Genomic DNA, 19,232 nt, shown 5'->3' on the forward strand with positions numbered 1-19,232 from the left:
CTGAAATCCCGCCGCCGCGAGCCGCCTGTCCGTATGTCCCAGACTGTCGATCAACTTCCCCGCGGCGAGCCGCGACGCTTGACCTCGACGCTGCGGAGATACCTGGCGCGTCTGAGGAACGTCATTCCGACGCGGCGGCTGCGGAACAGCGAAACGGTGCTGATCCTTATCAGCGCCGGGATCGGAGCGGTGGTGGGATTGGGCGTCGTGCTGCTGCACGATTTCGTAGGATATCTCCACCGCGTCGTCTTCGGTCTGGGCGAGGGCCGCTACCTCAGTGAGGGAGTGGGAATAGCCACAACCACCATGGTGATGGCGCCTGCTCTCGGCGGGCTGCTCGTGGGCACGCTGATGTACTTCGTCCGGCGCTGGCGTCCGGGAGATATCGTCGATCCGATCGAGGCCAATGCGCTGTTCGGGGGCAAGATGTCCCTGATCGACAGTTTTCGACTGACGGTGTCGACCGTGATTTCCAATGCCTGCGGCGCTTCCGTCGGGATGGAGGCCGCCTATACCCAGACCGGGTCCGGGTTGTCGTCCGCCTTGGGGCAGTTGATCCGGCTGCGCCGGGGCGATTTGCGGATCCTGACGGGGTGCGGTGCGGCGGCAGCCATCGCCGCCGCTTTCAACGCGCCGCTGGCAGGGGCTTTCTACGCCTTCGAATTGGTGATCGGCAGCTATACGCTGGCGGCGCTGGCTCCGGTCGCGGTCGCTGCCCTTACCGCGACCGTCGTCGCACGGGCAACGATCGGGGTGGCGCCCATCTTTTCCGTCGATGCCTCCACCGTCGGCGTCAGCGCACTGGACTATGTGGCCTTCGCGCTGGTTGGGTTCGCGTCCGGCTGGCTCGGTATCCTGACGATGCAGGCTGTAACGGTCGCGGAGCGGGTTTTCCGGAAGATCGCGCCGCCGATCTGGCTGCGCCCGGCGCTGGGAGGCTTCTGCGTCGGCCTGATCGCGCTGTGGGTGCCGCAGGTTCTGGGTAGCGGCCACGGTGCGCTTCAATACATCCTCGACATGAGGCTGGCGATGCCGCTGCTGTTTGCCATGCTTGCGGCGAAGATCCTGGCGTCGGCGGTGTCCCTGGGAGCGGGGTTCAGGGGCGGCCTGTTCAGTTCGTCGCTGTTCCTCGGCAGCCTGTTCGGCGCCCTGCTGGCGGATATTGCCGGCACGGTCTATCCGGCGCTGGAGGTTGCGGATACGGCGTTCATGCTGGTCGGCATGGGGTCGGTGGCGGCCGCGATCATCGGCGCGCCGGTGACCATGGTCATGCTGGTGCTGGAAAGCACCGCGGATTTTCCTGCGACCGTCGGCGTGCTGACAGGCGTCGTCGTGTCCAGCGTGGTGGTGCGGAAGGCGTTCGGCTACTCCTTCGCGACATGGCGCTTCCACCTGCGCGGCGTGCCGATCCACGGCGCCCATGACGTGGGATGGATCGACGACCTGACCGTCGTCCGGGTGATGCGGCGGGACCAGAAGACGGTGCCGGAGTCGATGACGGTCAGCGGCCTTCGCAAGATCTTTCCGCTGGGCAGCGTCAAGCTGGTGTTCGTCACCGACGAGGGCGGCCAATACAAGGGGCTGCTCGACATGGCGGCCGTCCACAATCCCGAACTGGACGAGCAGGCCGAGGAAACGCGGGTGCGCGACCTGAGCCGCAACGCCCGCTATTTCCTACTGCCGCGTACCAATGTCAGGACGGCGCTGCGGCAATTCAGCGAAGCGGAGGAGGAGAGCCTGCCCGTCCTGGACAATCCGACGAGCCGGAAGGTCGTCGGCTACCTGACGGAAGCCTATGCGCTTCGCCGCTACAACCAGGAACTCGAGCGCCAGCGGAGCGACGAGTTGGGGACCAAGTACCTGTACGGGTCGGACTGATACCAGGAGCCGAAGAGTTTGACCTGTGGTCGGCAAGTGTTGGGCCACGGCCCAACCTACGAAGCAGCAGCCTGTAGGTTGGGCCGTGGCCCAACAAACACCGTCCCAACAGGTCAATGTCTTCGGCCCTCGGTATGAACCCAGCGGCAGTGAAGCATGACCGGTCCGGAACGTTAAATGTCGGGCTGAAGAGGCCCGACCTACAAATGCACACTTGGGCAGAAGCACGCTGCCGTAGGTCGGGCCACTTCAGCCCGACACTAACGATCCTTATTGGCCTCAGCCGGAGCGCAGGTACTTCACCGCCTGATCGCGTTCGAACAGGTAAAGCAGGACGCGGAGCGCCTTGCCGCGTTCCGATTGCAGCTCTGGATCGCGGTCCATGATCAGCCTCGCGTCGTCGCGGGCCGCCGCCAGCAACTCGCCATGGACGGCAAGGTCGGCAAGGCGGAACTCCGGCATGCCGCTCTGCCGGGTGCCGAGAACTTCGCCGGCTCCCCGCAGACGGAGGTCTTCCTCGGCGATCAGGAAGCCGTCCTCGGTCCCCTTCATGATCGCCAGCCGCGCCTTGGAGGTCTCACTCAGGGGGCTGTCGTAGAGCAGGATGCAGGTGGATGCCGCCGTGCCGCGCCCGATCCGGCCGCGCAGCTGGTGCAACTGGGCGAGGCCGAAGCGCTCGGCGTGTTCGATCACCATGACGGAGGCTTCCGGCACATTGACGCCGACTTCGATGACGGTGGTCGCCACCAGCACGTCGAGATCGCCGGCGGCGAAGGCCGCCATGACGGCGTCCTTGTCGGTCGGCTTCATTTTGCCATGGACCAGCCCGACGCGCTCGCCGATCATGCTGCGCAGCAGAGCGTGGCGTTCGGTCGCCGCCGCGAGGTCGACCACTTCCGACTCGTCCACCAGCGGGCAGACCCAGTAGACGCGAGCACCCTCGGTGATCTTGCGCTGGATGCCGGCGATGACTTCCTCAAGGCGCTCGAGCGGGATCGTGATGGTGGTGATCGGCTTCCGTCCCGGCGGCTTCTCGGTCAGGCGGGAGACGTCCATGTCGCCATAGGCGGTCAATGTCAGGGTACGGGGAATGGGAGTTGCGGTCATGACCAGCACGTCGACGCTTCGGCCCTTGGCCGAGAGCTGAAGCCGCTGGTGGACGCCGAACCGGTGCTGCTCGTCGATCACCGCCATGGCGAGGTCGCGGAAGGCGACGTCATCCTGGAACAGCGCATGGGTGCCGATTGCGATGTCGATCTCGCCCGACGCCAGCCTCTCGTAAATGGCGGCGCGCGCCTTGCCCTTGTCGCGGCCGGTGAGGATGCCGAGCCGCACGCCGGCCGCATCCGCTAATGGGGCGAGCGTTTCGAAGTGCTGGCGGGCGAGGATCTCGGTCGGGGCCATCAGGGCCGCCTGCGCGCCGGTTTCCACCGCGTTAAGCATCGCCAGCAGTGCCACGACGGTCTTGCCGCTGCCGACGTCGCCCTGGAGCAGGCGGAGCATCCGCCTGTCGGCGGCCATGTCGGCATAGATTTCCTTCAGCGAGCTTGCCTGGGCGCCGGTGAGGGCGAAGGGCAGGGCGTCAGTCACGCGTTGACGCAGACGGCCGTCGCCGCCGATCGAGCGCCCGGACAGCTTCCGCTGGTGCTCGCGGATCATGGCGAGTGCCAACTGATTGGACAGCAACTCGTCGAAGGCCAGCCGGCAGCGCGGCGGCGACATCGCAGACAGATCGGCGTCGTCACGCGGGTTATGGACGGATTGGAGCGCTGCGCGCCATGTCGGCCAGTCGCGCCGCGCCAGCCACGCGGGGTCCTGCCATTCCGGCAGTTCCTTCGCCGCCGACAGGGCCGACGCCATCGCTTTCCGCAGCACCTTGGATGCCAATCCGGCGGTCATCGGGTAGACCGGCTCGACCGGGTCGAACTCCCCCTTGGCGTCGGCTGGTACGATATGGTCGGGATGCGCCATCTGGGGCATGCCGTTGAACCACTCGACCTTGCCGCTGATCACGACGGTATCGCCGACCGGAAGCTGCTTCACCAGCCAGTCGCCACGGGCATGGAAGAAGATCAGATCGATCTGGCCGGTCTCGTCGGAGCAGCGGACCTTGTAGGGATGGCGCGGGTTCGCGGGGGCAGAGTGGTATTCCACGCGCACCGTCAGGGTCGCGATGAAGCCATCCGGCGCTTCCGCGACATGGGGGGCGAAGCGGCGGTCGATGATCCCGGTCGGCAGGTGCCACAGCAGGTCGGCGACATGGGGACCGACCAGTTTTTCCGTCAGTTTTCCAAGCTTGGGACCCAGGCCCTTCAGCGTCGTGACGGGGGCGAATAGGGGGAAGAGAATATCTGGCCGCAAAGGGCACCCTCGTCAGGGAATATTGGGGCAGGAAATCGGGGCCGGAAGAGTACCAGCGGTGTAGCCTCAGCCGGGCCGATGCCGCAAGCCTGACGAAGGGGTGGCTGCATTCCTCCCTGCCGATGCGACTCCAATGTGCTGCGCTTTCATGCCGGCTTGGCGCCGATCACGAACAGTATCCAATTGGATACGACGAAATTGTAACAGATTGTAACAGGTGTGCATCTGGACACAGTCTGTTGCAGAGCTAAGTCTGTTCGACATATTCCAGTCACCATTATTTGGTTTAATGCTTGTATCGGCATGCATTTGCTGATTGGGGTTAATCAGTAATTTTATCCTTATTAGATGCATCAGGCAAGGGTTGGCGTTTACATGAAGAAGGCTGGGGTCTTGGCTCTGCTTGTCGCCGTCGTGCTGGCGGCGGCTGGCGTGACGTGGTGGCGCACCGATGGAGCGCAGCCGGCGCAGGCTCAGCAGGAGGGACGGCGTCAGCCGCCGCCAGCTGCCGTGGAGGCGGCGACGGTCAAGGTCGACCGCGTCACGGTCCAGATCGACGCGGTCGGGACGCTCGAACCCGCGGAAGCCGTCAGGCTGGCTCCCGAGATCGACGGCATCCTGGCGGAAATCCTGTTTCGTGAAGGCGCCCAGGTGAAGGCCGGCCAGATCCTGGTCCGGCTGGACGACGCCATCCTGAAGGCCGAACTGGCCCAGTCGCGCGCCGAACTCACCCTGGCGGAGGCCAATTTCGAGCGCGCCGATACGCTGCTCAAGCAGCGCTCCGGCACTCAGCGCGCCCGTGACGAAGCTTTCGCCGCCCTGATGACATCCCGCGCCGCCGTCCAGCTTGCCCAAACCCGGCTCGACAAGACGGTGCTGCGCGCTCCGTTCGACGGCATTCTTGGGCTGCGGTCGGTCAGCAAGGGTGGATACGTCAACAGCGGCGATACGCTCGTCACGTTGCAGTCGATCGATCCGCTGAAGGTGGACTTCCGGGTTCCGGAAACCCTGCTGTCGAGCATCCGGGAGGGCCAGAAGATCGGGCTGAGGACAGATGCCTTGCCGGACCGGACTTTCGAGGGGGAGATTTACGCGATCGACCCGCAGCTCGACGTCAATGGCCGGGCGCTCAAGCTGAGGGCGCTGGTGGACAATCCCGACCAAGTCCTACGGCCCGGCTTGTTCGCCCGAGTCGGTATTTCCGCCGAGAACCGCGACAACGCCATCCTGATCCCGGAAGCGGCCGTCGTGCCGGAGGGCAACAGCCGCTACGTGTTCCGGATCAAGGACGGCAAGGCCGAACGTGTGGACGTCAAGCTGGGCCTCCGCCGGAACGGCGCGGTCGAGGTGACCGAGGGACTGGTTCCCGGTGATGTCGTGATCACCGGTGGTCAGCAGCGGGTCCGCAACGGCGGGCGGGTCGAGGTGATCAACACCGTCGCTCCGGGCGTCTGATCGATGCGCATCTCAGACATCTGCGTCCGCCGTCCCGTCTTCGCGACGGTGATGAGCCTGATCCTGATCCTGCTCGGCATCGTCAGCTACGACCGCCTGACGGTTCGGGAATATCCCAATATCGACGAACCGGTCGTTTCCGTCGCCACGGCCTATATCGGCGCTTCGGCCGAGATCATCGAAACCCAGGTGACGCAGGTCCTGGAAGGCTCGATCGCGGGAATCGAGGGCATCGACGTTCTGTCCTCCGTCAGCCGTCCGGAAAGCAGCCGGATTACCGTCCGCTTCCGCCAGAACATCGACCCGGACGTAGCGGCCAGCGACGTGCGCGACCGGGTCGGGCGCGTCCGGGGGCGCCTGCCGGACGAGATCGACGAGCCGATCATTGCGAAGGTCGAGGCCGACGCCCAGCCGATCATCGTCATGCCGTTCACCAGCGACCGCCTGTCGTCGCTGGAGATCACCGACTTCATCGACCGCTACGTGGTCGACCGGTTCAAGAACCTGCCGGGCGTCGCCGACGTCCAGATCCTGGGCGAGCGCCGCTACGCGATGCGCCTGTGGATCGACCGCGCGCGGCTGGCTGGCTACAACCTGACCGTCCAGGATATCGAAACGGCATTGCGCGGCCAGAACATCGAGGTTCCGGCCGGAAGGGTCGAGAGCAACGACCGTGAGTTCACCGTGCTGTCCCGTACCGGCTTGGTCGAGCCGGAGCAGTTCGGCAACATCGTCGTCAAAATGGCGGACGGCTTCCCGGTTCGGGTGCGCGACGTCGCGACCGTGGAATTGGGCGCCGCCGACGAGCGGCGCGTCAGCCGATCGAATGGCCAGAACTCCATCGCCATCGGCATCATCAAGCAGGCGACCGCCAACCCGCTGGACGTGTCGTCCGCCGTGCGGACGACGCTGCCCCGCGTGCTTGAGGACCTGCCGGAAGGCATGCGCGGCGAGGTCGTCAACGACAGCTCCGTCTTCATCGAACGCTCGATCGAGGCGGTCTTCCATACGATCCTGGAAGCAGTCGTCCTTGTCGTTCTGGTGATCCTGTTCTTCCTGCGGACGGGCCGCGCCTCCATCATCCCGGTGGTGACGATCCCGGTTTCGCTGATCACGACCTTCGCGCTGATGTATGCGGTCGGGTTCTCGATCAACACGCTGACCCTGCTGGCGATGGTGCTGGCGATCGGGCTCGTGGTGGACGATGCCATCGTCGTTCTGGAAAATGTCTACCGGCACATCGAGATGGGCAAGCCGCCGTTCAAGGCGGCCTTGATCGGCACGCGGGAGATCGGCTTCGCCGTCATCGCCATGACGCTGACGTTGGCGGCAGTCTACGCGCCGGTGGCCTTCGCGCCGGGGCGGACGGGACGGCTGTTCCTGGAATTTGCGCTGACCCTTGCCAGCGCCGTGCTCGTCTCCGGCTTCGTGGCGCTGACGCTGACGCCGATGATGTGCTCAAAGCTGCTGAAGCCGCACGAGAAGCATGGCCGCATCTACAACCTGCTGGAACGTTTCTTCGTCGGCATGGGCAATGGCTACGACCGGCTGCTCAAGGCCAGCCTTCGCATGCGTCCGGTGATCGTGGCGCTGGCGCTGGTGGTGGCGGCGGGTAGCGTCGTGCTGTTCCTGTCGCTGAAGTCGGAGACGGCTCCGGTCGAGGATCGCGGCGTCATCATGGGCATGGGCGTTGCGCCCGAGGGCTCGACCATCGACTACAACGCCCGCTACGGGCTTCAGCTGGAAGAGGTCTATAAGAGCATCCCCGAGATCCAGAGCTACATCGTGATCTCCGGCAGTCCGGAGGTCACCCGCACCATGTCGTTCGCCCGGCTGAAGGATTGGGACGAGCGCGAGCGCAAGCAGCAGGACATCGTCGCCAAGCTCCAGCCGGAGCTGTCGAAGATCGCCGGCATCAGCGTCTTCGCGGTCAACCCGCCTTCGCTGGGCCAGAGCCGCGGCAGCAAGCCGGTCGAGATCGTCATCCAGACTTCCGGCACCTACAAGGAGCTGGAAGGCCATGTCAATCGCATGCTGGAGCGGATCGCCGACAATCCCGGACTGATCAACGTCGATAGCGATCTGAAGCTGAACAAGCCGCAGCTTGACGTGATCGTCAACCGCGACAAGGTGGCCGATGCCGGCATTCAGGTCGATGCCGTGTCCCGCACGCTGGAGAGCCTGCTGGGCGGACGGCAGGTGACCCGGTTCGAGCGCAATGGCGAGCAGTACGACGTCTACGTCCAGCTTGGCGAGAGCGACCGGTCCACGCCGCGCGACCTCAGCCAGATCTATGTCCGGGGCGGCGACGGCGCGATGATCCAGCTTTCCAACCTCGTCGAGGTCCGGGAGGTCGTGGCGCCCAAGGAACTCAACCGCTTCAACCAGCTTCGCGCCGCCACCATCAGCGCTACGCCGGCCCCCGGCGTCTCGCTGGGCGAAGCCATCGGGTTCATGGAACAGGCGGCGGAGGAAGTGCTGCCGCCGGAAGTGCAGATCGACTATTCGGGCCAAAGCCGCGAGTTCCGCGACGCCGGTTCCAGTATGATCTTCGTCTTCGTGCTGGCGCTGGGCTTCATCTATCTGGTGCTGGCGGCGCAGTTCGAAAGCTTCCTGGACCCCTTGGTGATCATGCTGACGGTCCCGCTGTCGATGACCGGCGCGCTGCTGGCGCTGTATCTGGCGGGAGGGACGCTCAACGTCTATAGCCAGATCGGTCTGGTGACGCTAGTCGGCCTTATCACCAAGCACGGCATCCTGATCGTGGAGTTCGCCAACCAGCTTCAGGACGAGGGAAGGTCGAAGCTGGACGCGGTGATCGAGGCCGCCGTGCTCCGCCTGCGCCCGATCCTGATGACGACAGGCGCCATGGTGCTGGGAGCGCTGCCGCTGGCCCTGGCGACAGGCGCTGGTGCGGAAAGCCGTCAGCAGATCGGCTGGGTGATCGTCGGCGGCATGTCGCTGGGGACGCTCCTGACGCTGTTCGTCGTGCCGACGATGTATACGCTGCTGACCCGGACCCGGCACCTGATCCACGAGGACGACGACGAAGTGGCCGGCGCACATCCCGCCCCGGCGGAGTAGCGAGCGGAGCGTGCGACAGCGTGAGGGCTTGCCTTCGAGGCGGCATGTACGACATTTGGCTGGTCAGCCGTATTGAAAGAGGAGCAACCCGATGTTCATCGCCATGAACCGCTTCAAGGTATTGCCGGGAGCGGAGGCCGATTTCGAAGCGGTCTGGCTCAACCGGGAAAGTCACCTGCACAAGGTTCCCGGTTTCGTCGAGTTCCACATGCTGCGAGGTCCGCAGCGCGACGACCACCGTCTCTACAGCTCGCACACCGTCTGGCAGTCGGAGGAGCATTTCCTCGGCTGGACCCGGTCGGAAGCCTTCCGCAATGCCCATAAGGGCGCCGGTGGGAACAAGCCGCTGTATCTGGGGCATCCGGAGTTCGAGGGCTTCGAAGTCATCCAGACGGTGACGAACCCGGTGTCGGCGTCGGCGTCCTGAGGGATAGGGGGGAGTTGATGAACTGCCCCTCACCCTAACCCTCTTCCGGAGGGAGAGGGAACTGTCGTCGGTTTTGGATCGTAGCTTAAGGCTTTGAAAGTAGACAGAAAACTCCAGAGCAAGATCCCCTCTCCCTCCGGAAGAGGGCTCGGGTGAGGGTGCAAGGCGTCACTTCCCGGTGCCGTCCGGTGCCATGAACACCGTCTCGTACTTGGCGGTTTCACCGCCGTGCAGATCCGTCAGCTCGAACTTCAGCGGCGTGGACGCAACCTTCACCGAAGAAGCCGGCGCTTTGACATAGATGCGGTAGGTCGTCACGGTATCTGCCTTCGCCGACAGCACCGGCTTCAGGTGCTCGTCTCCTTCCAGGCCGACCACACTGACATCTGCCCCGGCGACGCCGGAGAAGGTCAGGCCGTAGTCCTTCCGCTCCCGCGTCATGTTGCTGATCTTGAACGTGTAGCCGTTGCGGATGTCGCCGGTCGACAGGACGACGAACAGCGGCGCCCGGTCGCGCAGGACGGAAATGTCGAGGCGGGGCCGCAGGACCAGGGCCGCGAACATGGCGCTGCTGACCACCAGCAGGACCAGGGCGTAGACGATGGTGCGCGGGCGGACCAGCTTGGTCCGCGCCGGGTCGCCATTGGCACGGGCGAGTTGGTTGTTGTGGGTGTCGAAGGTGATCAGCTCGCCCGGCCGGCCGATCTTCGCCATGACCTCGTTGCAGGCATCGACGCACAGGCCGCAGCCGATGCATTCGAGCTGGTTGCCGTCGCGGATATCGACGCCGGTCGGGCAGACATGGACGCAATGGCCGCAGTCGATGCAGTCGCCGCCGCCGGACGCGATCCGGTCGTCCCATGACTCGGACCGCTTCAGATGCCGGCGCTGCTCGCCCCGCATGCCTTCATAGGTCACGATCAGGCTGTCTTCGTCGATCATGGCGCTCTGGAAGCGCGGCCAGGGGCACATATAAGTGCAGACCTGCTCCCGCGCCCAACCGGCCAGCAGATAGGTGAAGCCGGTGAACAGGAAGATGAAGAACGTCGCCTGCGCCGTGACCTGGAAGTGGAGGATGTCCGATATCAGCGTCGGCGCATCGTAGAAGTACAGCGCCCAGGCGCCGCCGGTCGCCAGGCTTATGGCAACCCAGGCGGCGTGCTTGGCGACCTTCTTCCGGAGCTTGGGCATGCTGAGCTTGCCGTTGTCCAAGCGGATGCGATCACCCCGGTCGCCCTCGATCTTGCGCTCGACCCACATGAAAAGGTCGGTCCAGACGGTCTGCGGACAGGCATAGCCGCACCAGACGCGGCCGAACAGGGAGGTCGCGAGGAAGAGACCGATCGCGGCAACGATCAGAATGCCGGTCAGGAAGTAGACCTGCTGCGGCCAGATCTCGATGAAGAAGAAATAGGCTCGCCGGCCGGTCATGTCGATCAGGATGGCCTGATCGGGCGCGTCCGGTCCACGGTCCCAGCGTATCCAGGGCGTGATGTAGTAGATCGACAGCAGCAGGATCAGCGCCGTCCACTTCAACGTCCTGAATCTGCCCTTGACCGACTTCGGATAGACCTTGTCCCGTTCCTTGAACAGGGCGCGTCTGGTGATTTCCGGTTCATCCGGTGTCGCGAGCGCCATTCTCAGTCTCTCCCAGGCTCCGAAAAACTACTTGTTGCCGATCGGGCAGGTGCGGATGCCGATCAGCGTGTAGAGGGGGCAGAAGCTGATGGCGGCGGTCAGCAGCGGGACGACCCCGATCCAGCCCCAGGGGGTCTGCGGACCGACGAAGACCAGGGAAATCAGGCCGAGGCCCACGACGATCCGGAGAATCCGGTCGATCGATCCGACATTTTTCGACAGCATGACATGCATCCTTTTGCATTTGAGGAACATGCCGGAGTCTTGCGCCGATGATGCGCCTTCCTCAGTGACTAAGTCACACTACATCCAGCGCCTTAAGGGGATGCGGCAAGATCTCGCAGCCCGGAGACGTTCCGCACTTCCAGATGGCCCCGGCCCAGATCGACCAGACCGCGCCGCTGGAAATCCTTCAGGTGACGGCTGATGACTTCGCGGGCGGTTCCCAGTTCGACCGCCAGTGCCTGATGGGTCAGGGCGATCGGACCGCCCTGTGGGGTGTGGCTGACAAGCGCTTCCGCCAGCCGGCAATCGATCCGGCCGAACGCCACTTCGCTGACCAGCTTCATCAGGTCGGTAAGCCTGGCGCCGAAGCTGTGGAAGACGAAGTCGCGGAACGCGGTCGAGCATGTGATCAGCCTGTCGAAGCTGTCCTTTGGCAGGGCCACGGCCGATACGGCGGTTTCCGCAATGCCTTCCGCGCCATAGCCCTCGTTGCCGATCAGGCAGGATGTCGTGAGGACGCAGGTGCTCCCCGTTCCGACCCGGTACAGGACGATCTCCCGCCCGGCTTCCGACAGCAACTGCACGCGGACGGAGCCGGTCAGGACGATCAGGAAGCTGGAGCAGGCGTCTCCTGGCCGGAACAGCACCGTACCGGCCTTCACGTCCACCTTCGTGGCCGCCTTAGCCAGCAGGTCGAACGCTTCCGCGTCGAGGGAGGCCAGGGCCGGAAGCGAGTGCAGCCAGTCGGGTGCGGTGGACATCGTGATCATCACTCCAGGCGGGAACCAAGGTGCCCATACTATGCCGATGTCTTGCTGTCCTGGAATTGATCGAAAGCCTCGAGCGCCTGCGCCGCGTACATCACGCTGGGGCCGGCGCCCATGTAGATCGCCATTCCCATCGTCTCCAGCACTTCTTCCCGGCTGGCGCCCTGCTTGACGGCGGCTTCGGCGTGGAAGGCGATGCAGCCGTCGCAGCGGGTAGCGACCGCGATGGCCAGCGCTATCAGCTCCTTGGTCTTGGTATCCAGGGCATTGGCCTTCAACGCCGCCTGGGCAATGGCCGAAAAGCCCTGCATGACGGCGGGTGCGCCGCCCCGAAGCTGCTTGAGAGCGGCTGACATATCCTTCGTCGTTTGTACCCAGTCCTTGTTCATGACGCTTCTCCGGTGAGGGACGGTTCAAATCTTCGTTTGCAATCCTGTGCCAAAATCGTATATGAGTCAATTATCAATTATGAATGAGTAATGTTTAAAGCTGAAACGGTCATGGAAGGGACCCCGCGATGGAGAACTTCACCCCTGTAGCATCCGCCGTCGGCGGCATGCTGATCGGCCTTGCCGCGGCGCTGCTCTGGCTGGGTCTGGGCCGGATCGCCGGCATCAGCGGGATCGTCGGCGGCATCCTGCCGATCCGGCGCAAGGAAACCGCCTGGCGCGCGGCATTTCTTGCAGGCTTGCTGGCGGCTCCGCTCCTGCTCGGGGCGGTGGCCGGTTATTCGACACCGGCACCGGTATTGAAATCAATGGACTTGCTGGTCGTGGCGGGATTGCTGGTGGGCTTCGGCACGCGGCTCGGCAGCGGCTGCACCAGCGGCCACGGTGTCTGCGGCATCGCCCGGCTGTCGCCGCGATCTCTGATCGCAACCGGAGTCTTCATGGCGACTGCGGCAGCCACCGTCTTCCTTGTCCGCCACGTGATCGGAGCCTGACCGCCATGCGCGCGCGTTTCGTCGCCTTCGCTTCCGGCCTTGTGTTCGGCCTGGGCATCATCGTGTCCGGGATGGTCGATCCCGCGAAAGTCCTGGCTTTCCTGGATATCGCCGGCGACTGGGACCCCAGCCTCGCCTTCGTCATGGGCGGGGCCATTCCGGTCGCGGCGGCAGGCTTCATGCTGGCTGGCCGCCGCCAGCGCCCGGTTTGCGATGGCCGGTTCCTGGAACCCTCGAAGACCGGCATCGATGCGCGGCTGGTTCTGGGCGCCGTGCTGTTCGGCGCCGGGTGGGGGCTTGCCGGCTACTGTCCTGCCCCGGCCTTGGTGGCGTCCGTTTCGGGGCAGGGCGGTACGCTGGTTTTCGTGGCGGCGATGCTGGCCGGGATGGTCGTCTTCGACCTATATCAAAGGCTGCTGTCGGGCTCCCGGCGCTAGCCGCGTGCCCGTACGGCCTCTTCAGGCTATGGTTCCAGAATGACAGTCAGTTCATCCGCATCCAAGACACCGGAAAACCATCTCGACCCGGCGGCGCTGGAAGCGAGTGCGGCGGAGGCGGAAGCCTTTCTCCGCTCGCTCGCCAGCCGTCACCGGCTGATGATCCTGTGCCGCCTTGTCGACGGCGAAACCTCCGTCGGCGAAATGCTCCAGACGCTCGGCCTCAACCAGTCCAACCTGTCGCGCCATCTGGCGCTGCTGCGGGAGGAAGGACTGGTGGCGACTCGGCGCGAGGGAACGGTGATCCATTACCGTATCGCCTCGGACCGGGTCAGGCCCTTCCTTGCCGAGTTGCAGAGGTTGTTTTGTCCTCCTCAGGCCGGGTCGTCTCAGGCCGGGTCGGGCGACGTGATGTAAAGGGCGGTCGCCTTCGACTGGGTCAGTGCCTGATAGCGTTCGTACTGCGCCACCACGTCGCTGATGATCTGGTCGCGGGAGAACCCCATCACGTCGTAGCCCCGGCTGCCGTCGGAGAAGAAGGTTCGCGCCACCCAACTATGCGGGCGCTTCTCCTCGCTCGATGCCGCCTCGGCCGCCGTGAAGGCGGGCAGGAGGTGGCGGACCGGGTGGACGCCGTAGACGAAGCTGCGCACTTCGACCGCCGGGATGGTCAGGGCCACGCCGTCGTCTCCGTCCGGTTCGACCGTCGCCGTCAGGCCGCGTCCGCGCATCTCCTTCGCCACCGTCTCCAGCGCCGGCTTGACGGCATCGTCGATGAAGCGCCGGACATCCGTCCGCTGGGGCGTGTGCAGGATCAGCTCAAGCCTGCGGGTCCAGGAGATCTCGGTCGAGGGGACCGCCGTGCTGGTCGCCGCCTGACTGCTGGCGACGTCGGCCTGCATGCCCCGGATCAGGCCCACGGTCAGCAGGATCATGATGAAGGTGAAGGGCAGGGCCGAGATCAGCGTCACCGTCTGAAGGGCGGTTAGCCCGCCCGCCATCAGCAGCAGGGCGGCAGCCAGTCCTTCCAGGCTGCACCAGTAGACCCGCTGCCAGACCGGCGTCGTCTCCGCACCGCCCGCGGCGATCGTGTCGATCACCAGAGAACCCGAGTCGGCCGACGTCACGAAGAAGATCGCGACCAGCAGCACCGCCAGACCCGACGCCACGGCACTGAACGGCAGGTAGGTGAAGAACTGGAACAGGGCGACGGACACGTCCGCCGACACCGCCTCCGCGATCGCGCCGGACGCCTTGTTCATGTCGAGCCAGATAGCGGTATTGCCGAACACGGTCATCCAGAGGAACGAGAAGCCGCTGGGGATGAACAGGACGCCGCCGATAAACTGGCGGACCGTCCGACCGCGCGAGATGCGGGCGATGAACATGCCGACGAAGGGCGACCAGGCGATCCACCAGGCCCAGTAGAACAGCGTCCAGGAACTCAGCCAGCTTTTCGGCTCATAGGCGTACAGGTTGAAGGTGCGGATGAAGAAATGGTCCAGATAGGTCCCGATATTCTGGACGAAGGCCTTCAGCAGGAACGTCGTCGGCCCGACCGCCAGCACGAACAGCAGCAGCAGGATCGCGCAAAGCAGGTTCAGTTCCGACAGGCGGCGGATGCCGACATCCAAGCCGCTCAGCACCGACGCCATGGCGAGCAGCGTTATCACGACGATCAGCGGGATCTGCACCCAAAGCTCGTTCGGCAGGCCGAACAGGTAATGCAGCCCGGAATTGATCTGGAGCACCCCGAACCCCAGCGACGTGGCGATGCCGAACAGGGTGCCGCAGATCGCGAAGATATCGACCGCGTCGCCGATCGGGCCGTTGATCCGGTTCTTGAACAGGGGATAAAGGCCGGAGCGTATCGTCAGCGGCAGGTTGTAGCGGAAGCTGAAATAGGCCAGCGACAACCCGACGATGCCGTAGATCGCCCAGGCATGGACGCCCCAGTGGACGAAGGTGATGACCATGGCCTCGCGAGCCGCCTCCATCGTCAGCGGTGCGGCCTCCGGCGGCTTCGCGTAGTGCTGGATCGGTTCGGCCACCGCGAAGAACATCAGGCCGATGCCCATGCCGGCGGCGAACAGCATGGCAATCCAGGACGGATAGCTGAAGTCCGGCTCCGAATCGTCGGGACCCAGCTTCAGCCGGCCATAGCGGCTCAATCCCAGGAATAGACAAACAAAGACGAAACCGGCGACCGAAAGAATATACAGCCAGCCGAAGCCTTCGATGATCGAGGACTGGACAGACGCGAATATTTCTTCCGACTCATGCGGAAAGACAACCCCAAGCGCCAGCAAAGCGCCGACGATGAGGCTGGCCCCCCAGAACACCGGGGGATTTATGGTTTTTTGCCTCATGGCTGGTCGTCTCCTTCTCGCACCCAGCTCTGGCCTGACACCGGAGCTTCAGGCGGGACAACACACAAGATGGCGGAAAGGTGTCAATCAGCGGCGCTGAGGGCCCGATCTTGGGTCGAGTGCGTCCTGCAAGCCGTCGCCGACGAAGTTGAAGGCGATCACGGTGACGAAGATCAGCAGGCCGGGATATATTGCCAGCAGGGGCGCCGACCAGATCAGTTCCTGAGCGTTGGTCAGCATGTTGCCCCAGCTCGGCAGCGGCGGCTGGATGCCGAGGCCGAGGAAGCTCAATACCGATTCGAGCAGGATGATGTTGCCGATCGACAGCGTCGTCGCGACCACGATGGGGGAGGCGACGTTGGGCAGGATATGGACCAGCATCAGCCGCGCGTTGCCGGCCCCAAGCGCTGTAGCCGCCAGGACGAATTCCCGCTGGCGGACGCTGAGCGCCGCGCCGCGCACCAGCCGCGCCACGGTGGTCCAGCCAGCCAGCGAGACGATCACGATGATCCTGTAGAGGCTGACCTGATCGGACTGCGCCAGAGCAGCCGGAAGTCCCAGCTTTCCCAAATCGACGGCCGCCAGCACGATCAGCAGCGGCAGCAGGGGCAATGCGATCACGCCGTCGGTCAGCCGCATCAGGAAATCGTCCAGCCGCCCGCCGTAGAACCCGGCGATCAGTCCGACGATGGTGCCGATCACGGCGGAAGCCAGCGCGGCGGCGATCCCGACAAACAGCGAGACCCGGCCACCGTAGAGCAGCCTGACCAGCACATCGCGGCCAAGCTCGTCGGTTCCCAGCCAGTTCTCGGCCGAGGGCGGACCGAAGCGGTTGAACAGGCTGACGGCGTTGGCATCGACGCCCAGCCAGCCCTCGACCAGCGGAGCCGCCAGGGCGGCCGCTCCCAGCAGGACCAGCACGATCAGGCTGAGCACCGATATGGGGTGGCTCAGGAAGCGCCGGCCTGCGCTCAAGTCCTGGTCTCCGTGAAGCTGATGCGGGGATCGAGTGCCGCGTAGCCAAGGTCGGCCAGCAGGTTGCCGGCCAGCGTCATCAGCGTCGCCAGCAGCAGCCCGACCAGGGCGATATTGTAGTCGTTGCCCAGAATCGAATCGTAGATCAGCTTGCCCATGCCGAGATAGGCGAACATCGTCTCGGTCACGAGCGCTCCGGAAAACAGGGAGCCGAACCCGAGCGCCACGATCGTCACGACCGGGATCATGGCGTTTCGCAGCGCATGCCGCCAGACGACGCTGCGTTCCGATACGCCCTTGGCTCGCGCGGTCCGGATATAGTCCTGCCGCAACTGCTCCAGCACGGCGGCCCGCACGAAGCGGGTGTAGCCGCCGATGCTGACCAGCGTCAGGGTCGCCACGGGCATGACCAGATAGGGCAGGCGCTCAGCCAGACCGCCGTCGCCGCCGATGGGCGCCATGCCGCCAGCCGGCAAGATGCCCAGCGTGACCGAGAACAGGATGATGAACAGCAGCGCCAGCCAGAACGGCGGCACCGAGATCCCGGCGAAGCACAGCAAGTTGACGGCGGTGTCCGTCACCGAATTGGGCTTCCGCGCGGCGTGGACGCCCAGCGGGATCGCAATGGCGAGTGCCAGCACAAGCGAGATGCTGAGCAGCAGCAGCGTGTTCAGCAGGCGCGGCTTCAGCACGTCCAGCACCGGCTGGGAAATCAGGCGGGAATAGCCGAGGTCGCCCTGAAGGGCGGCGGCCAGCCAGTTCAGGTAGCGGGTCCAGATCGGCAGGTCGAGCCCGTAGAGCGCCCGCAGCCGCGCCGCGTCCGAGGGCGACAGGTTGGGGTTGGCGTTGATCATCAGGTCGATCGGGTCGCCCGGCATCAGCCCGATCAGGCCGTAGATCAGGAACGACATGACGAGCAGGACGATGAGCGCCTGGAGCAGCCGGACCGCGACGAACCGCAGCATCTATGCCGGCCGCGTCACTGCTTCGACCGCCACTGCTCGACCCACAGGCTGGACGCGTACTGGTGGCCGGTCGGCCTGACGCCTTCCAGCCAGGGCGGCATGATGTAGCTGTCCGACCGGAAATAGAGGGGCAGGGAAGGCAGCTGCTCGGCGTAGATCTGTTGCAGGCGGGTCCACAGCGGCCTCGCGTCGTCCTCCTTACAGGTGACTTCCAGATCGTCGATCAGCTTGTCGGCCTCCGGGTTGCTGAAGCCGACATAGTTCTGGCCGGAAAATCCGTTTTCCGGCGTCGGGATCATGGTCGAATGCAGGATCGTCCGGGGAATGTTCTCCGGAGCGCTCAGCCACGCGAACATCGCCATTCCCGAAAACTGCCGCTCGCGCATCGTGGAGCCGAACAGCACGCGGGCCGGCTGGTTGTTGATCTTCACTTCGATGCCGGCCTTCTGCCACTGTGCCTGAAGGACCTGCTGGACCAGTTCCCGCGTCCTGTTGCCGGCGGTGGACTGAAACTCCAGGCTGAGCCGGCGCCCCGAAGCATCGTGCCTGATGCCGCCGCGAAGCTCCGTCCAGCCCGCTTCTTCAAGCAGCTTGACGGCGGCTGCCGTGTCGAACGGGTATTTCGGAAAATCGTCGGAGTAGTAGCGGTCGAGCGGGTTGACCTGCCCATGCGCCACCGGCTGCTTGCCCTCGAACAACTGACGGGAGATCGCGTCGCGGTCGATCGACATCAGGAGTGCGCGCCGGACCCGCACGTCGGCCAGGATCGGGTTGTCGAGCTTCAGGTCGATATGCTCGAAGAACAGCCCCGGCTTGTAGACGACGTTGAAGCGCTTGCCGTTGCGCTTCTCGAACGCAATCGCCTGCTCGATCGATAGCCCGACCTCTCCGGCGACGAAATCGACCTCGCCGGAGAGCAGGTTGGCTTCCATCGCGGAGGTGTTCTCGATCGTCCGCACCACGATCCGCTTGAAGCTGGGCTTCTCGCCCCACCACGACGGGTTCTGTTCGAGCACCACATAGGCGCCGGATTCAACCCGCGTTATCCTGTAGGGACCGAAGTAGAGGCCGGGATTGGTCCGATCGGTATCGTAGAGCGTACGGGTGCGGTACTGGGACGGATCGGCTTCGAAGACCGGGCGCTCCAGGTGCTCGGGCAGCAGCAGGAAGTCGTTGATCGAGTCGTAGCTGCACCTGAACTTGTCCCAATGGATGGTGAAGGTCTTGTCGTCGATCGCCGTGATCCCGGCGATGTCCTTCGCGAACATCTGGCTGTTGGTGATGCCGCTCTGCGGGTGCTTGCCGACTTCCCAGGTGAACAGCACGTCCTTGGTCGTGATAGGAGTACCGTCGCCCCAGGCGGCGCCGGGCTGGATCGTGAAGGTCGCGTCTATCGCCCTGGTGCCGTCCGGTCTTGTGACCTCGACGGCGGTCCCTTTCTCCAGGCTCGGCAACTCGGTGCAGAGCATGCAGATCAGTTTCCAGTCCTGGTCGAAGGTGGTGAAGGGCCGCCGGGCCATGTCCAGGATGTAGTTCTTGGTCGCCATCGCATCGATGCTGGGATGGAACGTACCGGGGAATTGGATCGCGCCGATCACCAGATCGTCCTTCGCGAATGCCGGTCCGCTTATCAAGGTACCGGCCAGCGCGCTCGCCAGCGCTACCGCGGCGCATCCAAGCCTTAAGCCTATTCCCAACAAAGTCCGAT

General features: G+C 64.6%; 16 protein-coding genes. 7 read left to right on the top strand and 9 right to left on the bottom strand.

The features are described from left to right. The first annotated feature begins 78 nt into the window (after window positions 1–78). Window positions 79–1,878, top strand: a complete 1,800-nt coding sequence (locus tag N826_RS12585) for a chloride channel protein (RefSeq protein WP_169789335.1) — start codon at window positions 79–81, stop codon at window positions 1,876–1,878. Between the two features lie 279 nt (window positions 1,879–2,157). On the opposite strand, the gene recG is transcribed toward N826_RS12585, so the two are convergent. Next, window positions 2,158–4,239 carry an ATP-dependent DNA helicase RecG gene (gene recG / locus N826_RS12590; protein ID WP_044429185.1) on the bottom strand — a complete coding sequence of 694 codons (2,082 nt, stop codon included), beginning with the start codon at window positions 4,237–4,239 and terminating at the stop codon, window positions 2,158–2,160. 393 nt (window positions 4,240–4,632) lie between these two features. Between recG and N826_RS12595 the strand changes: the two genes are divergently transcribed. The 3 genes from N826_RS12595 (at window position 4,633) to hmuQ (ending at window position 9,205) form a co-directional block, all read left to right on the top strand. Then, window positions 4,633–5,694: an efflux RND transporter periplasmic adaptor subunit gene (locus N826_RS12595; protein WP_169789336.1), complete on the top strand. Its 1,062-nt coding sequence runs from the start codon at window positions 4,633–4,635 to the stop codon at window positions 5,692–5,694. Window positions 5,695–5,697: 3 nt separating this feature from the next. Continuing rightward, complete coding sequence (locus tag N826_RS12600) at window positions 5,698–8,778, top strand: efflux RND transporter permease subunit (protein ID WP_044429190.1); 3,081 nt, start codon at window positions 5,698–5,700, stop codon at window positions 8,776–8,778. A gap of 91 nt (window positions 8,779–8,869) precedes the next feature. Beyond that, window positions 8,870–9,205 carry a heme-degrading protein HmuQ gene (gene hmuQ, locus N826_RS12605; RefSeq protein WP_044429191.1) on the top strand — a complete coding sequence of 112 codons (336 nt, stop codon included), beginning with the start codon at window positions 8,870–8,872 and terminating at the stop codon, window positions 9,203–9,205. Between the two features lie 168 nt (window positions 9,206–9,373). On the opposite strand, the gene ccoG is transcribed toward hmuQ, so the two are convergent. The 4 genes from ccoG to N826_RS12625 all read right to left on the bottom strand — a co-directional run bounded on the left by ccoG (window position 9,374) and on the right by N826_RS12625 (window position 12,224). Continuing rightward, window positions 9,374–10,843, bottom strand: a complete 1,470-nt coding sequence (ccoG, locus tag N826_RS12610) for a cytochrome c oxidase accessory protein CcoG (protein WP_044429192.1) — start codon at window positions 10,841–10,843, stop codon at window positions 9,374–9,376. A gap of 27 nt (window positions 10,844–10,870) precedes the next feature. After that, window positions 10,871–11,068, bottom strand: a complete 198-nt coding sequence (locus N826_RS12615) for a YgaP family membrane protein (protein WP_147040492.1) — start codon at window positions 11,066–11,068, stop codon at window positions 10,871–10,873. Window positions 11,069–11,160: 92 nt separating this feature from the next. Beyond that, window positions 11,161–11,829, bottom strand: coding sequence for a Crp/Fnr family transcriptional regulator (locus N826_RS12620; protein ID WP_044429404.1), 669 nt, complete (start codon window positions 11,827–11,829; stop codon window positions 11,161–11,163). A gap of 38 nt (window positions 11,830–11,867) precedes the next feature. Further along, window positions 11,868–12,224, bottom strand: coding sequence for a carboxymuconolactone decarboxylase family protein (locus N826_RS12625; protein ID WP_044429195.1), 357 nt, complete (start codon window positions 12,222–12,224; stop codon window positions 11,868–11,870). A 128-nt stretch (window positions 12,225–12,352) separates the two neighbouring features. Between N826_RS12625 and N826_RS12630 the strand changes: the two genes are divergently transcribed. From N826_RS12630 to N826_RS12640, 3 genes are read left to right on the top strand one after another with little or no spacing between them, the layout of a single operon-like run. Further along, on the top strand, window positions 12,353–12,778 hold the full coding sequence (locus tag N826_RS12630) for a YeeE/YedE family protein (protein ID WP_044429198.1): 426 nt from the start codon (window positions 12,353–12,355) through the stop codon (window positions 12,776–12,778). A gap of 5 nt (window positions 12,779–12,783) precedes the next feature. After that, window positions 12,784–13,215, top strand: coding sequence for a YeeE/YedE family protein (locus tag N826_RS12635; RefSeq protein ID WP_044429201.1), 432 nt, complete (start codon window positions 12,784–12,786; stop codon window positions 13,213–13,215). A 39-nt stretch (window positions 13,216–13,254) separates the two neighbouring features. After that, the gene (locus tag N826_RS12640) at window positions 13,255–13,632 is read left to right on the top strand and encodes an ArsR/SmtB family transcription factor (protein ID WP_044429203.1); all 378 of its coding nucleotides are present in this window, start codon (window positions 13,255–13,257) and stop codon (window positions 13,630–13,632) included. On the opposite strand, the gene N826_RS12645 is transcribed toward N826_RS12640, so the two are convergent. The 4 genes from N826_RS12645 to N826_RS12660 form a co-directional block, all read right to left on the bottom strand. Then, complete coding sequence (locus tag N826_RS12645; protein ID WP_044429205.1) at window positions 13,605–15,584, bottom strand: BCCT family transporter; 1,980 nt, start codon at window positions 15,582–15,584, stop codon at window positions 13,605–13,607. The two genes, N826_RS12640 and N826_RS12645, sit on opposite strands and share 28 nt — an antisense overlap. A gap of 87 nt (window positions 15,585–15,671) precedes the next feature. After that, window positions 15,672–16,559, bottom strand: a complete 888-nt coding sequence (locus N826_RS12650) for an ABC transporter permease (protein WP_044429208.1) — start codon at window positions 16,557–16,559, stop codon at window positions 15,672–15,674. After that, entirely contained in the window at window positions 16,556–17,524 is a 969-nt protein-coding gene (locus N826_RS12655; RefSeq protein WP_044429211.1) for an ABC transporter permease, read from the bottom strand. The genes N826_RS12650 and N826_RS12655 overlap by 4 nt, the downstream gene beginning before the upstream one ends. A gap of 14 nt (window positions 17,525–17,538) precedes the next feature. After that, the gene (locus N826_RS12660; RefSeq protein WP_147040489.1) at window positions 17,539–19,221 is read right to left on the bottom strand and encodes a peptide ABC transporter substrate-binding protein; all 1,683 of its coding nucleotides are present in this window, start codon (window positions 19,219–19,221) and stop codon (window positions 17,539–17,541) included. Window positions 19,222–19,232 lie beyond the last annotated feature (11 nt).

Origin of the sequence: Skermanella aerolata KACC 11604, assembly GCF_000936425.1 — a bacterium.
Taxonomy (GTDB): Bacteria; Pseudomonadota; Alphaproteobacteria; order Azospirillales; family Azospirillaceae; genus Skermanella; species Skermanella aerolata.

Excerpts from the sequence above, each read along its gene's own strand:
- N826_RS12600 (WP_044429190.1), top strand. The coding sequence starts at position 5,698 with ATGCGCATCTCAGACATCTGCGTCCGCCGTCCCGTCTTCGCGACGGTG.
- hmuQ (WP_044429191.1), top strand. The coding sequence starts at position 8,870 with ATGTTCATCGCCATGAACCGCTTCAAGGTATTGCCGGGAGCGGAGGCC.
- ccoG (WP_044429192.1), bottom strand. The coding sequence starts at position 10,843 with ATGGCGCTCGCGACACCGGATGAACCGGAAATCACCAGACGCGCCCTG.
- N826_RS12615 (WP_147040492.1), bottom strand. The coding sequence starts at position 11,068 with ATGCTGTCGAAAAATGTCGGATCGATCGACCGGATTCTCCGGATCGTC.
- N826_RS12620 (WP_044429404.1), bottom strand. The coding sequence starts at position 11,829 with ATGTCCACCGCACCCGACTGGCTGCACTCGCTTCCGGCCCTGGCCTCC.
- N826_RS12625 (WP_044429195.1), bottom strand. The coding sequence starts at position 12,224 with ATGAACAAGGACTGGGTACAAACGACGAAGGATATGTCAGCCGCTCTC.
- N826_RS12630 (WP_044429198.1), top strand. The coding sequence starts at position 12,353 with ATGGAGAACTTCACCCCTGTAGCATCCGCCGTCGGCGGCATGCTGATC.
- N826_RS12635 (WP_044429201.1), top strand. The coding sequence starts at position 12,784 with ATGCGCGCGCGTTTCGTCGCCTTCGCTTCCGGCCTTGTGTTCGGCCTG.
- N826_RS12640 (WP_044429203.1), top strand. The coding sequence starts at position 13,255 with ATGACAGTCAGTTCATCCGCATCCAAGACACCGGAAAACCATCTCGAC.
- N826_RS12645 (WP_044429205.1), bottom strand. The coding sequence starts at position 15,584 with ATGAGGCAAAAAACCATAAATCCCCCGGTGTTCTGGGGGGCCAGCCTC.
- N826_RS12655 (WP_044429211.1), bottom strand. The coding sequence starts at position 17,524 with ATGCTGCGGTTCGTCGCGGTCCGGCTGCTCCAGGCGCTCATCGTCCTG.